Annotated in this window: 17 protein-coding genes and 1 pseudogene; 10 read left to right on the top strand and 8 right to left on the bottom strand. The window is 71.8% G+C overall.

The annotated features are described in order from the left end of the window. Positions 1-68 precede the first annotated feature (68 nt). Positions 69-323 (top strand): hypothetical protein, encoded by a 255-nt coding sequence (locus AC07B0_RS11185; RefSeq protein WP_469378353.1) that lies wholly within the window; start codon positions 69-71, stop codon positions 321-323. Between the two features lie 115 nt (positions 324-438). Beyond that, positions 439-654 (top strand): hypothetical protein, encoded by a 216-nt coding sequence (locus tag AC07B0_RS11180; RefSeq protein WP_356873900.1) that lies wholly within the window; start codon positions 439-441, stop codon positions 652-654. Positions 655-804: 150 nt separating this feature from the next. On the opposite strand, the gene AC07B0_RS11175 is transcribed toward AC07B0_RS11180, so the two are convergent. Both AC07B0_RS11175 and AC07B0_RS11170 read right to left on the bottom strand, forming a co-directional pair. Continuing rightward, positions 805-1215, bottom strand: coding sequence for a VOC family protein (locus AC07B0_RS11175; protein WP_469378355.1), 411 nt, complete (start codon positions 1213-1215; stop codon positions 805-807). 186 nt (positions 1216-1401) lie between these two features. Continuing rightward, complete coding sequence (locus AC07B0_RS11170; RefSeq protein ID WP_467295342.1) at positions 1402-1785, bottom strand: hypothetical protein; 384 nt, start codon at positions 1783-1785, stop codon at positions 1402-1404. 102 nt (positions 1786-1887) lie between these two features. Between AC07B0_RS11170 and AC07B0_RS11165 the strand changes: the two genes are divergently transcribed. Then, positions 1888-2376, top strand: a complete 489-nt coding sequence (locus tag AC07B0_RS11165) for a MarR family winged helix-turn-helix transcriptional regulator (RefSeq protein ID WP_356881270.1) — start codon at positions 1888-1890, stop codon at positions 2374-2376. A 223-nt stretch (positions 2377-2599) separates the two neighbouring features. Next, positions 2600-5380 (top strand): AfsR/SARP family transcriptional regulator, encoded by a 2781-nt coding sequence (locus AC07B0_RS11160; RefSeq protein WP_478898169.1) that lies wholly within the window; start codon positions 2600-2602, stop codon positions 5378-5380. Between the two features lie 987 nt (positions 5381-6367). Here the strand turns inward: AC07B0_RS11160 and AC07B0_RS11155 are convergent. The 4 genes and pseudogenes from AC07B0_RS11155 to AC07B0_RS11140 all read right to left on the bottom strand — a co-directional run bounded on the left by AC07B0_RS11155 (position 6368) and on the right by AC07B0_RS11140 (position 13252). Then, the gene (locus AC07B0_RS11155) at positions 6368-7318 is read right to left on the bottom strand and encodes an LPXTG cell wall anchor domain-containing protein (protein WP_478897690.1); all 951 of its coding nucleotides are present in this window, start codon (positions 7316-7318) and stop codon (positions 6368-6370) included. 570 nt (positions 7319-7888) lie between these two features. Continuing rightward, a pseudogene (locus AC07B0_RS11150) lies at positions 7889-9325 on the bottom strand (RICIN domain-containing protein); the annotation flags it as partial. A 285-nt stretch (positions 9326-9610) separates the two neighbouring features. After that, positions 9611-10624 carry a metallophosphoesterase family protein gene (locus AC07B0_RS11145; protein ID WP_478897688.1) on the bottom strand — a complete coding sequence of 338 codons (1014 nt, stop codon included), beginning with the start codon at positions 10622-10624 and terminating at the stop codon, positions 9611-9613. Positions 10625-10834: 210 nt separating this feature from the next. Next, positions 10835-13252 carry an RICIN domain-containing protein gene (locus tag AC07B0_RS11140; protein WP_478897686.1) on the bottom strand — a complete coding sequence of 806 codons (2418 nt, stop codon included), beginning with the start codon at positions 13250-13252 and terminating at the stop codon, positions 10835-10837. A gap of 469 nt (positions 13253-13721) precedes the next feature. Here AC07B0_RS11140 and AC07B0_RS11135 point away from each other — a divergent pair, with 469 nt between their 5' ends. After that, positions 13722-14702: a LacI family DNA-binding transcriptional regulator gene (locus AC07B0_RS11135; RefSeq protein ID WP_356881260.1), complete on the top strand. Its 981-nt coding sequence runs from the start codon at positions 13722-13724 to the stop codon at positions 14700-14702. An 82-nt stretch (positions 14703-14784) separates the two neighbouring features. Here AC07B0_RS11135 and AC07B0_RS11130 read toward each other — a convergent pair whose 3' ends face one another. Then, positions 14785-16038 (bottom strand): ROK family transcriptional regulator, encoded by a 1254-nt coding sequence (locus AC07B0_RS11130; protein ID WP_478865082.1) that lies wholly within the window; start codon positions 16036-16038, stop codon positions 14785-14787. A 158-nt stretch (positions 16039-16196) separates the two neighbouring features. On the opposite strand from AC07B0_RS11130, the gene AC07B0_RS11125 reads away from it, so the two are divergent. The 5 genes from AC07B0_RS11125 to dgoD are packed head-to-tail and all read left to right on the top strand — an operon-like array spanning position 16197 to position 20654. After that, entirely contained in the window at positions 16197-17156 is a 960-nt protein-coding gene (locus AC07B0_RS11125) for an SMP-30/gluconolactonase/LRE family protein (RefSeq protein ID WP_356881256.1), read from the top strand. Further along, positions 17153-17779 (top strand): bifunctional 4-hydroxy-2-oxoglutarate aldolase/2-dehydro-3-deoxy-phosphogluconate aldolase, encoded by a 627-nt coding sequence (locus AC07B0_RS11120; RefSeq protein ID WP_356881254.1) that lies wholly within the window; start codon positions 17153-17155, stop codon positions 17777-17779. The genes AC07B0_RS11125 and AC07B0_RS11120 overlap by 4 nt, the downstream gene beginning before the upstream one ends. Continuing rightward, a complete protein-coding gene (locus tag AC07B0_RS11115; RefSeq protein ID WP_478897684.1) occupies positions 17776-18720 on the top strand; it encodes a sugar kinase in 945 nt (314 codons plus the stop codon). The genes AC07B0_RS11120 and AC07B0_RS11115 overlap by 4 nt, the downstream gene beginning before the upstream one ends. Positions 18721-18759: 39 nt before the next feature. Continuing rightward, positions 18760-19512, top strand: a complete 753-nt coding sequence (locus tag AC07B0_RS11110; protein WP_356881250.1) for an SDR family NAD(P)-dependent oxidoreductase — start codon at positions 18760-18762, stop codon at positions 19510-19512. Continuing rightward, the gene (gene dgoD, locus AC07B0_RS11105) at positions 19509-20654 is read left to right on the top strand and encodes a galactonate dehydratase (RefSeq protein ID WP_478865078.1); all 1146 of its coding nucleotides are present in this window, start codon (positions 19509-19511) and stop codon (positions 20652-20654) included. Before AC07B0_RS11110 ends, dgoD begins: the two co-directional genes overlap by 4 nt. A gap of 73 nt (positions 20655-20727) precedes the next feature. Here dgoD and AC07B0_RS11100 read toward each other — a convergent pair whose 3' ends face one another. Continuing rightward, positions 20728-21627: a peptidoglycan-binding domain-containing protein gene (locus AC07B0_RS11100; protein ID WP_469378368.1), complete on the bottom strand. Its 900-nt coding sequence runs from the start codon at positions 21625-21627 to the stop codon at positions 20728-20730. Positions 21628-21901: the final 274 nt, after the last annotated feature.

Raw genomic sequence — 21901 nt, 5'->3', positions numbered from 1 at the left:
CCGGACCGCCGGCCTCCTTCCGCGTCTGCCAGGCGTAAGCCCGTGATCGCCGGGGCAGGTCTGTGCGCATGCCTGAAGAACCTGCCCACCTCGTCGATGCCATCGAAGTAGCCGTGCGGGACGGGGACGATCACCGGATCGCTCTCCTGCTCGACCGGTTCAGGCACGTGGCTGATCTTTCAGACCTGATTCGGCTGAGGTGCCGGCTTACCGGCGCGACCGGCCGGCCCGACGCATGCCGGGCCTCGCGTGCCGGCGACTGTGCCTCGGATGCCGGAACGGGTGTGACGTCGGGCGGTGCCGGATCGTTCCAGCAGATGTGAATGTCAGATTCCGCTTGTCGGGGCTCAGCCCCCGTGGTCCGGCCCGCTGCCTGCCCAGCCGGTCTCCGTATCCCGCAAACAGTGCCCGCGTCCCGGTCGTGTGCGGGGAGGCGCCGTGATCGCCCGGTCCTTCTACTGGTGCCGGGCGTGCCGCCAGCCCCTCTACGCGACCAGCTCCCACTGCTTCCCGGCCGACCGGCACTGGGAGATCGACCACCAGCAGCAGTCCGGCCACTGCGCCAACAGGCACCTGATGCCCCTGACCGGCACGGCCACCACTCCCGAAGACCTCCCTAACGCCCCACGCGTCCTACGTGTGTTCGGATCCTGAGTTCACGCGGCCGCAGCTCCCTGCCCCCGGCCGCCCCTACCGACGGGCCGGGAGCGCGGCCGGTTGCGTACGGGCGGCCGGACGGCACCCCTGCGCCTCAAGCTCGCCGGCACCCGCATCTGGATCCGACGCTGACCGAAGAGGCAGGGCCTAGCCGTGCTTGGGCCAGTTGGGCCCCTGGTCGGTCCAGGTGACACCCTTGTTGCGGCAGAGGCAGAAGGGGTGGCCGATGGGGTCGGTGTAGACGCGGAAGCCGTAACCGTCGGGGTCGACGCAGTCCCGCTGCAAGGTCGCGCCGAGGATCAGGATGCGGCGCTGTTCGGCCTCGATGTCGTCGACTTCGAAGTCGAGGTGAAACTGCTTGGGGTGCTCGCTGTCGGGCCACTGCGGGGCCCGGTAGTCCTCCACCTGGATGAAGGCCAGTTCGATCTCGCCGAACCGGATACCGGCCCAGTGCGCGTTGCTGCCCTCCTTGACCGGGAGCCCCGTCACCTCGGAGTAGAAGGCCGCCAGCTTCATCGTGTCCGGGCAATCGACAATGAAATCGGTGAGTCGTAGCATCCCGTGATCTTGCCACAAGATCAAATGAGTGGGACTGCGAGACGAGCCCTGGTGCTGCCACCCGTTGGGCCCACCGGATGGCCGCCCGCTTCCGGCTGCGTGGCGCGTTTCGCTGCTTGGGTTTGTTCGAGGCCGACATGGGTGCGGGCCGGAGCGGTGACCCCGGCCCGCGCCCAGTTCCGCGCGTCAGGCCACCGCGCCGGCGACTCCGGTGCGGCCGTCGGGGACGCCGACGATCGTCACGATGACCTCCTCGCGGACGGACTCGCCGAGCACGCCGGCCAGCGCGTCGGTGGTGGTGGCGACGAGGCGGGCGGGAGCGTCCGGGACCTCGGGCAGGTGGTACGCGGCCTCGCGCATGCTGAGCGTGACGAGAGGTGCGTCGTTGCCGGTCGGGTTGCCCCCGATGCCCCGGCGGTGCTGCGGGATGCCGATCAGGTCCACCCCGACGAGGCGCCGGAACTCCTTGCCGTAGACGGCTCCGACCGCGTCGGCCAGGGCGCTGATCAGCTTCGGTTCCACCGTCCCGTCGAGGGTCTCTTCGCGGATGTGCACGCTGAAGTGCGGCATGGGGCAACTCCGTTCACGTCGGTACGTATCATGGAGAGCAGCTTGCTTTGAAAGCAAAGCCAAATAACTTTGAAGCCAAAGGTAACTGTGGAGGGGTGTGCGATGTCAAGGCCCAAGGCGTGCGACGCCGCGGACGGCGGCGAGAACGAGGTCGATGACGCCGTCCGGGCCCTGTTGCTGCTCATGCCGCGGATGGTGGGCCGGGTCAAGAAGATCCCCGTGCCCGAGGCGCTGCACTCCTTCGCGCTGGCGCCGCGCCACCTCTCGCTGCTCTCCTACCTGCTCTTCGACGGTCCGATGACCGTGAACGAGCTGGCGGCCCGACTGCAGGTCGCGCCGACGACGGTGAGCCTGCTGGTCGGCGACCTGAGCCGCAAGGGGATCCTGGAACGGCGCGAGGACGAGGCGGACCGGCGTCGTCGGATCATCGCCATCGCGGCCGACCAGCAACCCGCGATCACTGCCTGGCTCGCCCCGGGTGCGGCCGCATGGCGCAAGGCGTTGGCCCCCCTGACCCCGGACCAGCGGCGGCTGTTCGTCGACACTTTGCTCGCGTACGAAGCCGCGGTCAGCGGCGAGGAACAAGGCTGAGCCGAGCCCCCGACAGCGCCGCCCCCGACAGCGCCGCCCCCGGACAGCGCCGCCCGCGGGCAGCGGAGGTCCCACGTGGGGACGGGCCGCATGCACGGGGTGTCATGCCGCCCCGCTGTCCGGGCGTTCGCCGGCGGATGGCGGTAGCCGCTGGTCGGCAGGTGCGCGAGGGCGGGAACCGCGGCCGATATCCTGGCTTCTTTTGCTGGGAGGCATGGGCCAGATGGAGTTCCGGTTGCTCGGAGCGGTGGCAGTCGTCACCGAGGCCGGCGGTCTGCCGATGGGTCCCGTCAAACGGCGCAGCCTGCTGGCCGCCTTGCTGTTGCGCGCCAATTGCCCAGTGCCGGTCGGCCACCTTACGGCTGCTCTGTGGGAAGAGGAACCGCCGGCGCGCGCCCGCGGTGTCATCCAGGGTCACGTGTCGCAGCTGCGGGCCTCGCTGAAGGGTGCCGGCGGCGCGGCGCGCGGCGTCGAGTTGGTCACCCAGGGCGGGGCGTACGTGCTGCGGATGCCGAAGGACCTGCTGGACGTGCACCGCTTCGAGGACCTACTGGCTGGGGCCCGTGAGCAGCGCGGCCCGGCTGAGGCGGTGACGATGTACCGGCAGGCGTTGTCACTGTGGCAGGGGCCCGCACTGGCCGACGTCTGCCCGAGCCAGCCGCTGCTGGCCGCTGCGCAGGCGTTGGAGGAGCGGCGGCTGGCCGCGGTGGAGCAACTGGCGGCCGGATACGCACGGTTGGGCGAGCATGCCGGGGCCGTCACGGTCCTGTGCGCCGAGGCGAGCGCCCATCCACTGCGCGAATCGCTGGTTGCCGCGCTCATGGAGGCGCTTCAGAGGGCGGGCCGCCGCTCGGAGGCGCTCGACTGGTTCCACCGCACCCGGCGGTTGCTCGCCGACGAACTGGGCGTGGACCCGGGCCAGGAACTCGCGGACGCCTACGCCGCGGCCTTGCGCGGGGCGGAAGGCGACGCGACGCGGAACGCCGCACGGGACATGACGAGGACTGCCGCCGCGGTTCCGGTTCCGTGCCCGGCCACCCCGACAGACGTTCCGCTCCCCGCCGACGTACCGGCTGCCGTGCCGCAGCCTGAGGTGCCCGATCTGCTGCCCCGCGCGCCGCGCGGCTTCCACGGGCGGGCGGCGGAGCTCGCCGCCCTGTCCCGGGCCGCCGTGGGTGAGGCGCCGGTCTGTCTGGTCACCGGGCCCGCCGGGGTCGGCAAGACGGCCCTGGCGCTGCACTGGGCACATCAGGGCCGTGCCGGATTCCCCGACGGGTGGCTCTACGCCGACCTGCGCGGCTTCGGCGACACGGGCGAGCCGTCTCTCGTGGAGGTGTTGCGCGAGTTCCTGCTGGCGCTCGGCGTCGCGCGCCACCGCATTCCGGAGTCGGCGAACGGCGCGGCCGCGTTGTTCCGGTCGCTGGCCGCCGACCGTCGGCTGCTCGTGGTGCTGGACAACGCGCGCGACTCGGAGCAGGTCAGACCGCTGCTGCCGGGCGGTCGCCGGTGCGTCACCGTGGTCACCAGCAGGCACCGGCTGGCGGGGCTGATCGTCACCGACACCGCCCGGCCCGTGGCCGTGGACGTGCTCGGGCCGAAGGACGGCACGATGCTCCTGGCCAAGGTACTCGGCACGGAACGGGTGCGCGCGGAGCCGGTGGCCGCGCGCGTGCTGGCGGAGCTGTGCGGCGGGCTGCCGCTCGCGCTGCGGGTGGCAGCGGCCAGGCTGGCGCAACGGCCCGCTTGGTCGCTGGAGGCGATGGCCGCCGAGCTGTCCGACGAGACGCGCCGGCTGAGCCTGCTGGACGTCGAGGACACCGGCGTGCGGGCGGCGCTGCACCTGACGCTGCAACAGCTGCCCCGGAACGTCTCCCACCAGTTCGCCCATCTCGGCCGCCATCCCGGCACGCACGTCGACCGGTATGCGGCGGCGGCCCTGGCGGGCACGGATCCGGCAGCCGCCGAGCGCTGCCTGGAGCGACTGGCCGTCGCGCACCTCGTCACGGAGACGGCGTCCGGCCGCTGGACGCTGCACGATCTCGTGCGGCTCTACGCGCGGAGCCTGGACGCCGGGCCCTCTGCGCTCAAGCGCGTGCTCGACCACTACATCGCCACGGCCCTCGCGGCCATGGCGGCGGCCGAGCCCGGCAACGAGCACGACTTCCCGCTGCCGGCGGACTACCTTCCGCCCGCCGCCGTACGGGAGTTCCGCGACCGGTCCGCCGCCGTGGCCTGGTACGCGGCCGAGAGGGACGACCTCACGCTGGCGGTGGCCGCCGCACACGCCGCCGGACTGCACGCCAGGACCTGGCGGATCGTCCTGCTGCTGTGGCCGCTGATCGTGTGGCGCGTGCGGGACGGCTGGGTCCCCCTCCTGGAGACCGCGCTCGCCGCGGCCAGGGACGACGCCGATGAGCACGGCGAGTCGCGGGTACTGAACGTGCTCGGCTGGGTGCTGATCGAGGAAGGGCGCACCGCGGAGGCCCTCACCCGGCTGGGAGCCGCCTCCGCGCTCGCCTCCCGGGCGGGCGACCTGGTCGCCGAGGCGAACGCGTTGATCGTCCTGGCCGTCGCGCAATCGGCGCTCGGCAGCCCGGACGAGGCGGCGCGGGGATGCGAGCGGGCGGTGGATCTGGCCCGCACGGCCGGCAACCGGACCACCGAGCGACTGGCCATGCAGCACCTCGCCCGGCACCGGGTCGACGCCGGTCACTGGCGCCAGGCCCTCGACACGGCGAACGAGGCCCTCGCCTTCGACGACCGTTCGGGCACGGCCGACGTGCCCCGGATCCTGCTGCTCATGGCGAGGGGAGAAGCACTGCTCGGGCTCGCGGAGGAGACCGAGGGAATCCGGCAGCTCGAACTGGCGGCCCGGGAGGCGGAGTCGTCCGGCTACGAGGACGGCGCGGTACGGGCGCTCGGAGCACTGCTGCGGGTATCGGCGGATCCGGAACTCCGGACACGCTACGACGCGGCGGTCTCGCGACTCACGACGCGGATCTGAACCGTCGCCCGCGACCCACATCACCGTTCGAGGGGCCGGCACTCCCTGCGTACCGGCGGCGTGGGCGGCGCGTCAGGAATGCGTGAGCGAAGCGTGAGCGGGGAGGGGGAGTCTGGCTCCTCTGCGTCGAATCGCCGGCTCGCACCGGTATCCACCGGCCTCATGCGCGCCGCAAGGGAACGTGGCGACGTCGGCGCTCTAGCGAGGAGTTGTGTTCGGAGTGAAGAGGTTGAGGGCCGCGGTCGTCGCGGCCGCTGTTGCGGCGGGTCTTCTGGTGTCCGCTGCACCGGCTGAAGCCGCACCGTGCAAGAGAGGCGGTGGGGCTCTCTACATCTGTGAGTACGGGGTGACCGAGCACACGCTGTCCCTCGGGGAAGAAGAAGAGTTTCTGATAGGCCTCGACCATGCGGTGTGGACCCGTATGACCAGGGACGGGGAATGGGGGGCGTGGAAGTCGTTGGGCGGAGTCGCCCGGAGCGGGGTGACGTTCACGGGGACCGGCTGGGGCGTGATCTCCGTGACGGGTACGGACGGTGCGACCTGGAGCAGGCAGCGGACCCACGTATTCGGGGGCTGGACCGGCTGGTCGAAGCCTCCGTGGTCGGTCCGCGCAGCGTTGGGGGCCGCTCGGGCGGGCAACGCCGAGTGCGGTGCCACACCCGTGAGCCCCGGCAGGTGGCGCCGGGACTCACGGGCGCGGGGTGTCAGCGGTCCATCAGGACGAACACGCCCCACCCGAGGTATGCGCGCTGGTACCTGGCGTGCTGGAGAGGTCAGGGCACTGAACTGTTCGAGCGGGTCCGGCAGCGAGAGCAGGTCGTCCTTGCGGGCCAAGTGACAGCCCTCGACGACGGCTTGGTCCACCCCGGTGCCGGTCACACCGTGGTTGCCCGGTGACGGGCTGATGGCCTGCCCCAGGACGCGTGTCCATCGCGTTTCCCCGGCGCATCCGCCGCCCCCGTCGACCCGGCCGACGGGGGCAGGAGGTCACTCGTCCCCGGCGGGCTCGGCCACCCGGGCGGCCTTCCGCCTGCGGCGGACCAGCAGGCCGGCGGCGGACAGGAGCGCGAGAGCTCCCGCGAGGAGCCACGGCACTGTGAGGAAACCGTCGGATCCGGAGGCACGGGTGCTGTCCGCGGTCGCCGTGACGGTGACCTCGCCCCAGCCCGCGAACGGTGCGGCGGACCAGGATTCGGAGAGCCGCACTCGTTGCCCCGGGAGCAGCTCGGCCGGTACGTCCGCCAGCCGACGCTCTGTGGGCCCTCCCAGGAACACGCCTCCGACACGGAGGGATACCTGGGGGTCGAGCTTCACGTTGCCCGTGTTGTGCAGTATGTACGAGACGGTCGACGTGCTGTTGCCGGTTCCCGGCAGGTGCGGGGTCCGTGCCGTGAACCGTACGTCCTCGACGGCGAGACCGGGCCTTTGCGGTCCGTCGACGCGTAGGTAGATCCGGGCTCCGACACCGCGCTGGACGCCGAGGTGGGAACCGGCCCCGGCCTGGACGCGGTTGTCGACGGCCACGAGGGCCCCCACGTGGTCGCCGGGGGCGGCGTCACGGGGAATCCGCAGGGTGAGGCCGACCGTCACCGCCGAACGGGCCGGGACCGTGATGACGTCCCGTTCGGGCTTGCCCCAGGAGCCCACGTCCTGCTGGGCTTCGTCGATGCCGCGCACCGCCAGTCCGCCGTCGCGTTCCGTGTTGTGCGCGTCGGCGACGTAGAGGCGGAACGTCAGGTCTCCGTCCGTGGTGTTGGTGACGACCGCGCGGTCGGACAGCGTCGTGCCGGGGTGCGCCGGGAGCTGGAACGCCGTCCGCGGCGTGATCGCGGAGTCCGCGGGTTTGACCGACCATTCCCCGTTGTCCGCTGCTCCCGCCGGTGCGGGGGAGAGGGTCATGAGGGCGAGGAGCAGGAGGGCGGCGAACGCTGTGCGCATGGCTCGTCAGCTTTCTGGGCGTCGCGTGCCGGACGCTCGGTGTCCGGCACGCGAGCGCGGTCAGAGGAGGGTGAGGGTGAGGGTCGCGGTGTAGTTCCCGACAGGGGTGTACTTCGGGACGTCGAGGGAGACGGAGGCGTTGGCGGTGAACTCACCGCCGGTCAGGTCACCGTCGGCACCGGATGCCAGGGTTGCGCCGTTCCTTCCGATGGTTCCGGCCGTTCCTGCGGTGCAGGTGGTGGGGCTGTTGGGTGCGGTGGTGCAGGTGGGTGTCCAGGTGAGGTGGTCGGCGTCGATCTTGCCGCGGGGTGTGGTGAAGTCGGTGATTCTGCCGGTGAGTGACCAGCCCGCTGTGCCGCCGCGGAAGTCCTTGACGGTGATGGGGTTGAGGTTGCCGGTGGAGGTGCCGCCGGTGCCGAAGTCGACCGGGGGGAGCTGGACGGGATCCGTGGTGGTGGCCATGGTGAGGACGCCGGGGTTGACGGAGGTGGTGAGCTGCTGCTCGGCCGCCCCGGGGGTCGGCGGGTTGGTGGGATCGGTCGGGTCGGTGGGGGTGGTGGGGGCGCCGATCTTCCAGGCCTGGCCGGCCGATCCGTCGCATTCCGACTGGACGATCCTGGCGCCGCTGGCGGTGGATCCGTTCTGGGTGTCGAGGCACTTGCTGCTGTGTTTGGCGACGATGCGTACGTGGCCGTCGGGGAGGTTCTCGAAGCGCCAGCGCTGGTTGTCTCCCCAGCCGCAGTCGTACTGTTTGACTTCGGCTCCGTCGGCGGTGGAGTTGTCGGCGACGTCGAGGCACTTGCCGCTGTGCTGGGCGAGGACGCGGACGTAGCCGTTGTTGTTGTCGGTGAACCGCCATTGGCTGTTGAGGCCGCCGGTGCAGGTTTCCCGGGTGACGGGTGTCTGGTTGTCGGAGAGGCTGCCGGGGACGGTGACGCAGGCGCCGTTCTTGCCGGTGATCGTGTTGAGGGGGTCACCGGAGCCGGATATCCGGCCGGTCTCCGTGTCGATCGAGACCTGCGAATACCACGGGAGCACCATGGTCGTGGAGTTGGGGAACTCCAGCGGAAGCCACACGTACGTGGAGTCGTTGACGTGCTTCGGGTCGGACCACACGCCCGCCCAGCGGTCTCCCATGTAGAGGAAGGAAGTGGTGTCGCTGCCTTCCACCGGCAGGACGAACGTCGTCTGCGAATGGTGCCCGATGTGGTCGCCGACGTCCTTCATCGGTGTCCACGGACCGGCGAGGTTGCTCGCGGTGGCGTACTTCTGCTGGTTCGGGTTCCAGTAGCTGGTCCCGGAGGTGAGCATGAAGTACACGTCCCCGCGCTTGAACAGAGCGGGCGACTCCCGGTGCTGACCCGGCCAGGGGTTCGCCACCAGTTCCTTCACCTGCGTGTAGTCGTCGGTGAGTTCGTAGATGTGGAGGTCGGCGTTGTGGTTGGCGGCGGAGATCATGTAGGCCTTGCCGGCGGCCTTGTCCTCGTACACGGTGATGTCGCGGGACATGTGCTCGGTACTGGAGGCGTCCTTCGGACGGAAGGATCCCTTCCAGGTGTAGGGCCCGTCGATCGTGGAGGACACGGCCACGGCGGCGCGGGCCTCCGCGTAGGAGTCGTCGGCCTCCTTGTGCATCCACATGACGAACTGCTTGGTCTTGTCGTTGTAGAGGACCTTGGGCCGCTCGATCACCGCGGAACGGACCTCGGGGTCGGCCTCCTGGGTCAGGACGTGGCCGCGGGGTTCCCAGTTCTTCAGGTCCTTGGACCGGTAGGCGGACACGTAGCGGAACTTGTTGTCGTCGCCCCGGTCCTCACCGAACCAGTAGTAGTGGTCGCCGACCTTGATCACCCCACCCCCATGGGCCTGCACCCTTTCCCCCGTGGTGTCCGGGAACTGGGTGCCCGGTTCGGTGGTGACGGGTGCGGCCAGCGCCGCCGTCGGCGCCCCGCCGAGAACAGGCAGGAGCAGGCTCAGGCCTACCAGGACGGATCTCACTCTTCGCATGCAGATCCCTGACGTCATCGCGCACGCGATGGCACTCGTCGCAAACGAGGCGCGTCCCGCCCCCGCTTTGCACAGTAACCAACATTTCTGCGCGTGAACCAACATTTGTGCCCAGAGATTGGCCCACGAAGCGCCGCAATGTCAACAGCTCGTAAACACTTATGACATGTCGTGCATGTGGCCCTGGCGGAGCGTTACGAACGGGCGCGTTTCGAGCTTCCGGGCCCGCGCCTGCCGCCCGGCCGACGCGGGCCGGAGCCCGGCGTGCCCTCCCCGTGGGGTGGGTCAGATCCTGGTGGCCAGGGGGACGGAGACCTGCTTCAGCCATTGCCCTGCCGCGAAGTCCCGTGCCTTGATGACGACGCGGTCCCGGTGCACCTCCACCTGGAGACCCTGGTTGAAGACGCCGGGGACCGTGGTCTCGCCGCCCTGCCCGTTGTCGGTGAAACCGGTCTGCACGGCCCCGGTGTTGATCACCGAGAACCCGTCCAGGTTCGCCGTGCCGGGCACGACCCGCCGTACGTACCAGTCCGACAGGGCCAGGTTCCAGTGCGTGTGCCCGCTGAAGAAGAACACGTCGCGGTGGCGCCCCAGCAGGTCGAGGAGTGCGTCGGCCTGGAGGTAGTCACTCATGTAGAGCTTGTTGCGCGTGCCCGAGACCGTGTCCGGCAGCGGGTGGTGGGCGATCACCATGACCGGCCTGCGCCGCCGGGACCAGTACCGCAGCCGGTCGTCGAGCCACCGCAACTGGGCCTCGCTCAGCCACACTTCGTCCCACAGCTTGGGGTCGTGGTAGTGCATGTAGCGCTCGGTGCCGATGGTCAGGACGGGTATGCCGCCGAACGTCGTCTCCGCGTACACCGCGTTGCGCCCCGCGAACCGGTGGAAGCTGCGGAACAGCGAGTCCTCCGCGGTGCCGTTCGGCCAGGTGGACAGCGCGAGCGTCTGCGGATCGGAGTACTTGGGGACGTAGAACTCGTGATTGCCGATGGCCCAGGCGACCTGGCGCGGCCGCGGGCCCCGCTCCAGCACCTGCCGCACCGCCGCGTACTCGAAGTCGTAGCCGCGCGGCGTGATGTCGCCGGCGACCGCGACGCCCGAGCCGTGCGGGGCGGTCGCCGCGATGTCCTTCAGGGCGACGGCGAAGTCGCCCAGGTCTCCCTGGATGTCGCTGATGACGTTGAACGTGCACAGGGGCGCGGCGCCGAGGCCCGGCTCGCGGGCCTCGGCAGCAGCCGGGAACGCGGCGCCGAGGGCGACGGAACCGGCCGTCGCCGTGATCAGGGACCTGCGCTTCATAGAGGGTCCTCCCGTAGGGCCGGGACTCGGGTGCACGAGACCCGGATCTGGACTAGACCCGTTATGTTTACGCAATCAAAACGGCCCCCGGGTAAATGCACGGCAACGCTTCGCCTCAGGCGGAGGCAGGCGGAGGCAGGCGGAGCACGGCGTCCACGGAGCACCTGCGGCCGGTGACGGACCGCACGGGCCCGTCACCGGCCGCGCGCATCACCCGGTCGGGAACTCCTGGTTCACGCCCCCGTTGCAGGTGTACTGGACGGCGGATGCGCCGTCGGCGGCCGATGCACCGCTGACGTCCAGACACCTGCCGCTGTGCCGGGCGACCAGGCGGAAGTACCCTCCGCCCGTCGGACGCACCGACCACTGCTGGTTCGGCCCGTTGCCACAGGTGTACTGGGTGACCGGAGCGCCGTCGGCCGTGGAGCCGCCGGCCACGTCGAGGCACATGCCGCTGTGCCGGACCACGACGCTGACATGGCCGTCCGTGGTCGTGCGCAGCGACCACTGCTGGTGGGTTCCCCCGTTGCAGTTGTACTGGGTGACGGGAGCGCCCTCCGCTGTGGAAGCGCCGGTCACGTCGAGGCACTTGCCGCTGTGCCGCGCGCGCAGGGCCTGCCAGTCGGCCGGGCCCGTACGGAAGTTCCAGGTCTGGTTGCTCCCCGTGGTGGGCCGGTGGACGCCGACCGGAGCGCCGTCCGCGGTGGACGCGCCCGTGACGTCGAGGAGGGTGCCCGTCGCACTGTTGACCAGCGTGTACTGCCCGTCGCCGGTGGTGGACAGCATCCACCGCAGGGCTGCCGACGGCCCGGGAGGGGCCAGGGTGAGCGTGCCACCCACGACGCCGAGGACTTGGCCGCTCCCGACGTTCGTCACACGGTACGAGGCGGTGCTGCTCCAGTCCCCGGGCACCGTCCTGGCCAGGACCCACTGCTGCGCGGCGTCACCGTGATTCGGCACGTGCTGGACGACGGTCCCTCCGGCCGTGGCGCCGGCGAGCGCCATGCCGCTGTGGGCGTTGACGAGCAGACGGGGAGCGGCGGCGGAGACGGCGGCCGCCTCGGTGTTCACACCGGATGCGCCCGGCACGACGAGGGTCGTGACCGAGTTCGGGCCGACGGTCACGGTGAGCCGTTGGCCCGTGGTGGCGAGGTCGGCCTCGCGGTGGACGTTCTTGGTCGCGTCCGTCGTGTAGCGCTTGACCGGCTGGGGGGACACCTTCCGGAAGCCGCCGAGGTCCAGCGTCACCGTCCGGGCCGCACCGGTGGGGTTGGTGTGGACCACCACCGCGCCCTGACCGCCGGGTCGCACCGCGGCCAGGGTGGTGTCGTCGTCCGTGGAGATGACGCGGGCGCCCGGCCGGATGAACCTGCTGTACTGGGCCATCGCCCAGTACTTCTTGTTCTTGCGCAGCGGCTCCTTCGCGGCGTCGGCCGGGGTGAAGTCGGCCTGGATCAGCCCCCAGTTGCTGTTCTCGTGGGCCGGAGTCATGTTCTCGTAGTCCTCGACGGCCTGCCACAGCACCCAGGCCCGGGGTTCCAGCTCCTTGAGGTCGTCGGTGATCCGGCCGGCCAGGTCGAGGGCGGGGCTCATGTCGGTGAAGCTCTGCGGGGCCCGGCCGCCGAGGTCCACCTCCGACATCCGCAGGGGGATGCCCGAGCCCTTGGCGATGTCGCGCGGCCCCGTCCGCCCGTTCGTCCCGTAGGTGTGGGTGTTGAGCGTGCCGACGGCGGAGCGGGCCGAGACGCCGTAGGCGTCCCAGTTGGCGCGGAACAGGTCCGGGTTCGTCTCGTCCATCGCCGCGATCGGCGTGCGCAGCCCCTTCGCGTCGAGCTCCGCCCGGAGGGCCGTGATCATGCGGGTCTGCGAGTCGATCGCCCAGTGGGATCCTTCCTGGCGGCCGCCGGCGCGCCAGTAGTCGGTGCTCGGCTCGTTGACGGGCGACACGGAACCGAAGGTGACACCGGTGGAGTCCTGGACGCGTCGCAGGGCGCCGGAAAGATAGGCGGCGAAGCGTTCGTACTGGTCGGAACGGAGGTTGTCGTCGTCGGGGCTGGCCGCGCCGGACACGAGGCCGCTGTTGGTCATGAAGTACGGCGGGGAGTTCGAGAACGCCTCGAAGGTGTCCGCGCCCCGGGCCTTCGCCGCCCTGAGCCACCAGCGCTGGTTGGGGTCGGCGTCGGGCTTCCAGTGGCTCGGGTCCTCGGGGTTCCACCAGTCGGGCGTCTCGGGTCCCGGCCGGTTCCAGTGGCCGGGTACCGCGGCGCCGACGCGCATGTACGGCTCGGTCTCCGGGCTGTCACCGCCGCCGATGTTGTACCGGGCGATGGTGAAGCCCAGCCCGCCCGCGCCGTAGAGGGCGTCGGCCAGCCGGTTGCGCTGGGCTTCGGGCCAGCCGCCGGTCACGTGGCCGAACCAGGCGAGGGAGGTGCCCCAGCCCTCGAACGGCTGCTGCTGGTACCCGGGGTCGAGGCGGACGGTCACACCCGCCGGCTGGTCCGCGTCGGCCGCGGCGGGAGGTGACACCGCCCCGCCGACGAGCAGCGCCGCTGCGGTGAAGGCCGACGTACCGAGGCCGGTGCGCCTTCGGCGGGGCGAGCCGCCGGAGGTTCTTCTGATGACGGGCACAGCTGCTCTCCAGTCGTGTGGGGCGGATGGGAGGGGGCGCGGATGGGGGGGAGGGTGCTGCCAGGCCGGGGCGTGATCGCGTGCGCCGGGGGAGGGCGAACGAAGGCGATCGGGCATCCCGCCGGTCGCGGGGGAGATGGGCGGAGCCGGGCACCGTTGAGTTACGGCAGCATGTCCTCCCCCTATGTTTGCGTTAACATTGCGAGGTGGGGAGAGTCTTGAAGCGGCGTCGGGCGGTGTCAAGGAAACTGACGGGTAAGGTCGGGGGCGGCCCCTCTGGTCTGGGCCATCCTCGCCGGATTCCTCCCCTGCATCCCCATCTGTCCGATGGTCGCTCGGTGCCCGGCGCTACCATCGGCGGGGAGAACTGCCAGTCTGCTTTGAGAGCCCGGTCGGAGGTCCGGTTCACATGCCGCGCGAAGTCGGAACAAGATCACCAAGGTCCCGTCCGCAACGGCAGTCGCCCTCCATGGCCGATGTCGCCGCGATGGCGGGGGTCTCGTCGCAGACCGTCTCGCGAGTGGCCAACAACCGGGACAACGTGGACGCGTCCACCCGCGAGCGGGTGCTGGCCGCGATGAAGATGCTCGGCTACCGGCCCAATACGGCGGCGCGCGCCCTGGTCACCGGAAGGTTCGGCACGCTGGGCGTCATCAGCTTCGACATCAGCGCCTACGGCAACGCCCGGACCTTCGCCGCCATCTCCGACGCCGCCCGTGAAGCCGACCTGTTCGTGAACTTCATGGGAGCCCACGCGCAGACCGGGGCCGCGGTGCGCCAGGCGTTCCAGCAGCTGATGGTCCAGTCGGTGGACGGCATCATCCTGATCGAGTCGCAGATCCTCGACACCCCCGAACTGCGGCTGCCGTCCGCCGTCCCCGTGGTGTTCGCCGACGGGGACACCGGCCACCGCTACGCGAACGTCGACATCGACCAGGCCGAGGGGACCCGCAGCGCGGTCGCGCACCTGCTCGGGCTCGGGCACCGCACGGTCTGGCACGTCGCGGGACCCCGCGATTCCTACGCGGCGCGGCGGCGGGCCGAAGCGTGGCACCGCTCGCTCAAGGACGCCGGCGCCGTCGTCCCGCCCCTCCTGTACGGGGACTGGTCCGCGGCCTCGGGGTACGAGGCCGGACGTGCGCTGGCCGCCCGCCCGGAAGTGACGGCGGTGTTCGCCGCCAACGACCAGATGTCCCTCGGCGTGATGCGCGCACTGCACGAGGCGGGGCGGCGCGTTCCCGCCGACGTCAGCGTCATCGGATTCGACGACATCCCCGAGGCCGCGTTCTTCCCCGCCCCCCTCACGACGGTCCGTCAGGACTTCGACGCGGTGGGGAGGCAGTGCGTCGCGCTGCTCCTCGAACAGATCGGCGGGTCCGAGACCACGCGGCAGGCTTTCGTGGAGCCCGTTCTGGTGGTGCGCGAGAGCACGGCGCCACCGGCCGGCTGAAACCGGCCGGACGGCCCGTGGTGCGTCGTGCGGGCACCCGGCTCCCGCCCCGCACCGACGGGCGGCACGGCGGCGCCGCGCCTCAGGACGTCCGCGCCCGGGCCGCCCGCGCCGCGCGGCGCCCCGCCGCCACGGGACCGAAGGTCTCGCGGTCGTCGAGGAAGCCTTCGAGGGCGAACGTGGCGGCGCCGAGGGTCACGGGGTTGTCCGGCACCGTGCTCAGCCGGAGGGTGAGCGCCTCCAGCGTCGCCGGCAGCGCGTGCGCCGCGATGACGTCGCGGGTCTGTCGCAGCAGTGGCTCGCCGAGGCGGTCCGCCACCCATCCGCCCAGGACCAGGGTCTGCGGATTGAAGAGGTTGAGGAGGTCGGCCGCGGCCATGCCCAGGTAGCGGGCGGTCCGTGCCACGGCCTCGCAGGCCACGGCATCGCCTTCCGCCGCGGCCCGGGCGACCGACGTGACGACGCCCGCCTCGTCGGCGTCCAGGAGCGGGCTGTCCTCGTCCAGTTCCCGTACGGTCCGGACGATGCCGCGCGTGCTGACGTAGGCCTCCACGCAGCCCTGCCTGCCGCAGCGGCACTCCCGGCCGTCGCGGATCAGGCAGGTGTGGCCCCACTCTCCGGCGCTGTTGGTGGCGCCCCGGTACAGCGCGCCGTCGACCGCGATGCCCGCGCCGACGCCCGCGCGGAGGGTGACCACGACGAGGTCGTCCACCTCGCGTCCGGCGCCGAACCACATCTCCGCGACGGTGCCGGCCTTGAGGGGGTTGTCGAGGTACAGCGGCATGTCGAGGCGCTCGGCGAGGAGGGCGCGCAGCGGTACGTCACGCCAGGACCAGTAAGGCGAGAAGACCGACACGCCGCCTTCGCGCTCGACGAGGCCGGGAACGCTGACACCGGCTCCGAGGACGTGCGGGGGACGTCCTTCCGCGGTGTCCCACAGGCCCTCGACCGCGGCCACGATGGTTTCGACCACCTCGTCCGGCCGTACGTCGGCCCGCGGCAGGGGAAGTCGTACGCTCCGCAGCACCGTCAGCGCCAGGTCGAACAGCTCGACCTGGACGGACGTCTCCGCGACGTCGATCCCGATCAGGGCCCCGCGGTCGGCGTTGACAGCCAGCCGCGCCCGCGGGCGGCCGCCCTTCGAGTCCTCGTGGCCGGCCTCCAGGAGGACTCCGGCCTCCAGCAGCTCCGCGACGAGGTTGGCCACGGTCGCGAAGGACAGTCCCGTGGCCGCCGCGATCTCCTGCCGGCTCACCGGGCCGGGGGCGGCGAAGACGCACCGCAACGCGTCGAACCGGTTGCGTCGGCGGATGTCCTGGGCGGTGCGTTTCGGCATGGGTGCGTCCATTCGCTCGGTCGTGGCAGAGACCGGTGCTTCCGTGTGATCACCCTCGGTGTGATCGCGGCCAGCTTATTCCAGGCATTGGACGATGAATATTTACATGGGTTAGAAGAAGTCCTAGAGTTTCGCCCCGGACGTAGAGGAGCGACATCATGCAAGTGACCGCAGTGCCGTGCGCACCCGAGCCGGGGCGCCTGTCGGAAGGGCCCCTCTGGCACGCCGAGCGGGGTGAACTGCTGTGGGTGGACATCCCGGCCGGCCTGGTCCACCGGGCTCCGCTGGTGGCCCGCGACGACGGGAGCGGCCTGCCGGATCTCGGGCCCAGGACCACCCTGAGCCTGGACCGGCCCGTCGGAGCGGTCGCGCTCTGCGCGTCCGGCGGGCTCCTCGCCGCCGCCGGTACGACGTTCCTGCGCGTCGACGACACCGGTGCGTGCGGGGAGTTCGCCGCTCCCGCCCTCCCCGAGGGCGGGCCGCCCCGGCGGATGAACGACGCCAAGTGCGACCCCGCCGGGCGGCTGCTCGCCGGAACCATGGCCGAGGACGCAACTCCGGGCGCGGGCGCCCTCTACCGTCTCGACCCCAGCGGCGCCGTGACGGTGCTGCTCGACTCGGTCACCATCTCCAACGGTCTCGGCTGGAGCCCCGACGGCCGGCTGCTGTACTACGCGGACAGCCCGACGCGCCGCGTCGACGTCTTCGACCACGACCCCGTCACCGGTGAGCTCTCCGCCCGCCGCCCCTTCGCCGACACGGGCGACGCCGGAGTGCCCGACGGCCTGGCCGTCGACACCGAGGGCCGCGTCTGGGTCGCGGTGTGGGGCGCCGGCCAGGTCAGGGCGTACACCCCCGGCGGCGCACTCCACGCCGTCGTGACGGTCCCCGCCTCACACGTGTCCAGCTGCGCCTTCGCCGGGCCGGACCTGGACGTCCTGGTGATCACCACCGCGGCCGAGGAACTGTCCCCCGAGCAGCTCGCGAACGAGCCGCTCGCGGGCCGGGTCTTCGTCTGCCGGCCCGGCGCCACCGGTCTGCCGGTTGCGCCCTTCGCCGACGGCCCGGCGCACCCTCCCACCACCGCTCCTCACGACCCCCGAGGTTCCTCGTCATGACGGATCTGACCACCGCCCTCGCCGCCGCGCCGACGATAGCCATCCTGCGCTCGGGAACGCCCCGGCACTTCGCCGCCACCGCCGACGCCCTCCACGAAGCGGGCGTCCGGGCCGTCGAGTTCACGCTCACCACACCGGGCGTCCTGCCCGCGCTGCGCGAGTACGCCCAGTCCAAGCCGGCCGGACTCGCCCTCGGAGCGGGCACCGTCATGACCCCGTTCGACGCGCAGCGCGCCGTGGAGGCCGGTGCCACCTACCTCATCACCCCGGCCACGTGCCCGGACGTCATCAGGGAGGCACGCCGCCTCGGCGTCCCCGTCCTGCCCGGCGCACTGACGCCGAGCGAGATCGCGGCCGCCTGGCGGGACGGCGCCACCATGGTCAAGCTCTTCCCCGCCTCGATCGGCGGCCCGGACTACGTACGGGCCGTACGGGCGCCCCTGCCGGACATCCCGCTGGTCCCGACCGGGGGGATCGGACTCGACCAGGCCCCGGCCTACCTGGCGGCCGGTGCCACGGCCCTGGGCATGGGAAGCCCCCTGGTCGGAGACGCCTGCGAGGGCGGAGACCTGGACGCGCTGCGCGAACGGGCCGCGACCCTGCTGGACGGTCTGCGCTCATGACGGCACTCGTCACCCTCGGAGAGGTCATGGGAGTCCTGGCCGCCACACAGCCCGGCCCGCTGGCCCCCGGCGCACCGCTGCGCCTGGCGTTCGCGGGAGCGGAGGCCACCGTCGCCATCGGCGTCAGCCGCCTCGGACACCGGGCGTCCTGGACCGGACGGGTCGGCGCCGACAGCGCCGGCACGATGATCCTCGACGGACTCCGGGGCGAGGCCGTGGACGTCACCCGCGCACGCGTCGACGACACCGCGCCGACCGGCCTCATGCTGCGCGAACGCCGCACACCGGACCACACCCGCGTCACCTACTACCGACGCGGTCTCGCCGGCTCCCGCCTCGACCCCGAAGACATCGACCCGGAACTCATCGCCCGCGCAAAGGTGTTGCACGTCACCGGCGTCACCCCGGCCCTCGGCGAAGCCCCGCGCGCCGCGGTCCGCAAGGCCGTCGAACTCGCCCGCGCCGCGGGCGTCACCGTCTCCCTGGACCTCAACTACCGGGCGCTGCTGTGGTCCCGGCCGGAGGCCACGGCCGAACTGTCCCACCTCGTCAGCTACGCCGACATCGTCTTCGCCGGCCCCGACGAGGCCACGCTCCTCGTCCCCGAGGCCGGACCCGCGACCATGGCGCGCGCCCTGCTCGGGCTCGGTCCGCGCGAGGCGGTCCTCAAACTCGGCGCCCGAGGAGCCCTCGCGGTCACGGACGGCGAGGAGGAAGCCGCCCAGGACGTCGTGCCGGTCACGCTCGTGGATCCGATCGGGGCCGGGGACGCCTTCGTCGCCGGATACCTCGCCGGCCTCCTCGACGGCGCCCCCCTCACCGGCCGGCTCCGGCTCGCCGCCACCTGCGGCGCCTTCGCGGTGTCCTCACCCGGCGACTGGGAGGGCCTGCCGCGGCGCCCCGAGCTGGACCTCCTCCACGGCCAGGACGTCACCCGCTGACCGGCACCCCACCCCACGACAGCACACGAAGGACCGAGCATGAACCGATTCACAGGACGAACCGCCGTCGTCACCGGCGCCTCGTCCGGCATCGGCGCGGCCAGCGCCGTACGCCTGGCCGCCGAAGGAGCCGCGGTCGTCCTCGCCGACATCGCGGAAGAAGCCGGCACCGCACTCGCACACACGATCCGCGGCAACGGCGGACGGGCCGCGTTCGTGCGGTGCGACGTCTCCTCCGAACAGGAGTGGAGCCGTCTGAAGGACCGCACCCACACGCTGTTCGGCCCCGTGGGCATCGTGCACAGCAACGCCTTCGTCCATACCCACGCCGCGGCACACGAGTTGCCGGGCAGCGGCTGGGACCAGCAGATGGCCGTCAACCTCAAGGCGCCCTACCTCGCCGTACGCACGTTCCTCGACGACCTGCGCACCCACCGCGGTTCCTTCGTCGCCACATCCAGCGTGCACGCGCTGTGCAGCCTGCCCGGCTACCCCGCGTACGCGGCCGCCAAGGGCGGCATGTGTGCGCTGATCCGTCAGCTCGCGGTCGAATACGGACCGGAGGTCCGCTTCAACTCCGTGCTGCCCGGCCCCATCCTCACCGAGAACTGGGAGGACGTGGACGAGGAGGGTCGACTGCTCTCCGCGCGGGCCACGGCCCTCGGGCGGCTCGGCCACCCCGACGAAGTGGCGGCCGCCGTCGCCTTCCTCGCGTCCGACGACGCCTCGTACATCACCGGCACCCATCTGACCGTCGACGGCGGCTGGGCCGTGAAGAAGGAGTCCAAGTGAAGATCACCTCCCTGCGGACCTACCTGGTCGCCCCCCGCTGGTGCTTCCTGCGCGTGGATACCGACGAGGGCATCACCGGCTGGGGCGAACCGGTCGTCGAGGGCCGCGCGCACACGGTCGCGGCCGCCGTCGAGGAGCTCTCCGACTACCTCGTCGGCCAGGACCCGATGCGCATCGAGGACCACTGGCAGGTCCTCACGAAGGGCGGCTTCTACCGCGGTGGCCCCGTCCTGTCCAGCGCGGTCGCCGGCATCGACCAGGCGCTGTGGGACATCGCGGGCAAGGCACTGGGCGTGCCGGTGTGGCAGCTGCTCGGCGGCAACGTCCGCGACCGGGCACGGGTGTACAGCTGGATCGGCGGCGACCGCCCGACCGACGTCGCGGAACAGGCCGCCGCCCGCAAGGCCGAGGGTTTCACGGCGATCAAGATGAACGCCTCCCCCCAGCTGGAACTCATCGACACGCCCCGGGCCGTCCACGACATCGTCGAACGGGTGGCGGGCGTCCGTTCCGCGGTCGGCGACGACTTCGACATCGCCGTGGACTTCCACGGCAGGCTCACCCTCCCCATGGCGCGGCGGGTGCTGCCGCTGCTGGAGCCGTACCTGCCGTTCTTCGTCGAGGAACCCGTGGTGCCCGAGATGAGCGCCCACATCGGTGAGGTCGTGCGCTCCACCAGCATCCCCATCGCCACCGGGGAACGGCTCTACTCCCGCTGGGACTTCGAACCGGTGCTCCAGCAGGGGATCGCCGTGGCCCAGCCCGACCTGTCGCACGCCGGCGGGATCTCCGAGGTACGGCGGATAGCGGCGATGGCCGAGACCCACGACGTCTCCCTCGCCCCGCACTGCCCGCTCGGGCCGATCGCGCTCGCCGCCTGCCTCCAGGTGGGCTTCGCCACCCCCAACCTCCTGATCCAGGAGCAGAGTCTGGGCATCCACTACAACGCCGGGTCCGACCTGCTGGACTACCTCACCGACCGTTCCGTCTTCCGGTACGAGGACGGGCACGTCGCCCTGCTCACCGCACCCGGGCTGGGCATCGACGTCGACGAGAAGGCCGTCGAGCGCGCCGCCGAGACCGGTCACCGCTGGCGCAATCCGGTATGGCGGCGGGCAGACGGCTCCCTGGCCGAATGGTGAGAGGGGGGCGGACGGGTGGGTCCCGCCGTCCGCCCCCACCCCGCACCGCCGTTCAGCCTCGCACGGGGCGCCCTCAGGACGTCATGGACTCCAACAGCCGTCGGGTGGCCGGGCCGTAGACCCCCGGCTGGTCCCCCTGGACGCGGTGCGCCGCCTGGAAGTCCTCGACCGCGTTCTGGAGGTGCCTGTCGTAGCGTCCTCGCTGGGGGAGGCTCCACGCCCCGATCTGGGCGAGCCGGTTCTGCAGTTCGGCCACCTCGGGCCCCGCGTCGTGCCGGCGCAACGTCGGGCCCGCGGCGGTGGGCATCGGCCCGGGAGCCGATGGCGTGCTGCTCTGACCGTCAGGAAGCCGCCCGTCCGCCGACGCGGAGCCCACCCCCGGGACCGTCGGCGCGGAAGGCGGCGCGGTCCGGGCGGCCGGTGCCGACGTACCCGCCGGGCCCTGTCCGCCTGCCGGAGCGGTCCGTTGCGCGCCGCCCGGGAGCGGGCCGCGGGGCTGGGACGGCTCGGCGGCCGCGCCCGAGCCGTCGTCCACGTCGAGCACGTCCAGCCGGCTCGCCGGCGGCGGCGACGTCATCTCCCGGGTGTCCCGCTCCCGGGAGAACGCGTACGTGCCCGCGATCGCGGCGCAGCCGATCAGGGTGGCGACGGCCGCGGTGAGGGGGAGTTGCCTCCGCTCCTTCGCGGACCTGCGGGCCCGGCGGCCCGCCCCGGTCACGGCCACGGGCGGGCCGAGCACCTCGGTGTCGGGCGGCAGGTCGCTCGCCCGTACCACCCGGGGTACCACCCATGCCGCCGTGGCGGCCGGCGGCGCTTCTCCGGGTACGGCCTCGTGGAGGGCGAGGTACGGCCGGACCCACTCCTGCTCGAACTGCGCCGGAGCCGCGGGGCGGCCCGCGGCCGAGGTGTGCTGCGTCGCGGCGCAGTCACACCGGAAGTGGTCACCGCATCGGGGGCAGATAGGGCTGCTCACTGGTCTCCAGTCGGCTGTTCCGGGGCATGCCGCAGGGACCGTCGGCGCGCGGCGTCGTACAACGAGGAAAGTGTTGAGCCTGCGTCTGAACGAGCAGCCTCACGGGGTGTTCGCCGCAGGACGACCGCGCGGCGAGCGGGGAGTGACTGAACTTACTGTGTGTGGAGTGTGGAGATCCAGCCCGGCCGGGACGGAATTCGTAACGATCGGCTAAACGCGGCGCTGTACCGTGTGATGACGGCCCGTTGGCCGAGGGCGGACGCGCCACCTTCGG

The sequence above is a fragment of the Streptomyces sp. NPDC044704 genome (genome assembly GCF_056433525.1).
Note: the sequence above shows the minus strand (reverse complement) of the source record. Positions and strands in the feature narration are given on the sequence as shown.

Bases quoted from the DNA above. Each gene is read 5' to 3' on its own strand.
- AC07B0_RS11185 (WP_469378353.1), top strand. From the start codon at position 69: ATGCCTGAAGAACCTGCCCACCTCGTCGATGCCATCGAAGTAGCCGTG.
- AC07B0_RS11175 (WP_469378355.1), bottom strand. From the start codon at position 1,215: ATGCTACGACTCACCGATTTCATTGTCGATTGCCCGGACACGATGAAG.
- AC07B0_RS11170 (WP_467295342.1), bottom strand. From the start codon at position 1,785: ATGCCGCACTTCAGCGTGCACATCCGCGAAGAGACCCTCGACGGGACG.
- AC07B0_RS11165 (WP_356881270.1), top strand. From the start codon at position 1,888: ATGTCAAGGCCCAAGGCGTGCGACGCCGCGGACGGCGGCGAGAACGAG.
- AC07B0_RS11160 (WP_478898169.1), top strand. From the start codon at position 2,600: ATGGAGTTCCGGTTGCTCGGAGCGGTGGCAGTCGTCACCGAGGCCGGC.
- AC07B0_RS11155 (WP_478897690.1), bottom strand. From the start codon at position 7,318: ATGCGCACAGCGTTCGCCGCCCTCCTGCTCCTCGCCCTCATGACCCTC.
- AC07B0_RS11145 (WP_478897688.1), bottom strand. From the start codon at position 10,624: ATGAAGCGCAGGTCCCTGATCACGGCGACGGCCGGTTCCGTCGCCCTC.
- AC07B0_RS11135 (WP_356881260.1), top strand. From the start codon at position 13,722: ATGGCCGATGTCGCCGCGATGGCGGGGGTCTCGTCGCAGACCGTCTCG.
- AC07B0_RS11130 (WP_478865082.1), bottom strand. From the start codon at position 16,038: ATGCCGAAACGCACCGCCCAGGACATCCGCCGACGCAACCGGTTCGAC.
- AC07B0_RS11125 (WP_356881256.1), top strand. From the start codon at position 16,197: ATGCAAGTGACCGCAGTGCCGTGCGCACCCGAGCCGGGGCGCCTGTCG.
- AC07B0_RS11120 (WP_356881254.1), top strand. From the start codon at position 17,153: ATGACGGATCTGACCACCGCCCTCGCCGCCGCGCCGACGATAGCCATC.
- AC07B0_RS11115 (WP_478897684.1), top strand. From the start codon at position 17,776: ATGACGGCACTCGTCACCCTCGGAGAGGTCATGGGAGTCCTGGCCGCC.
- AC07B0_RS11110 (WP_356881250.1), top strand. From the start codon at position 18,760: ATGAACCGATTCACAGGACGAACCGCCGTCGTCACCGGCGCCTCGTCC.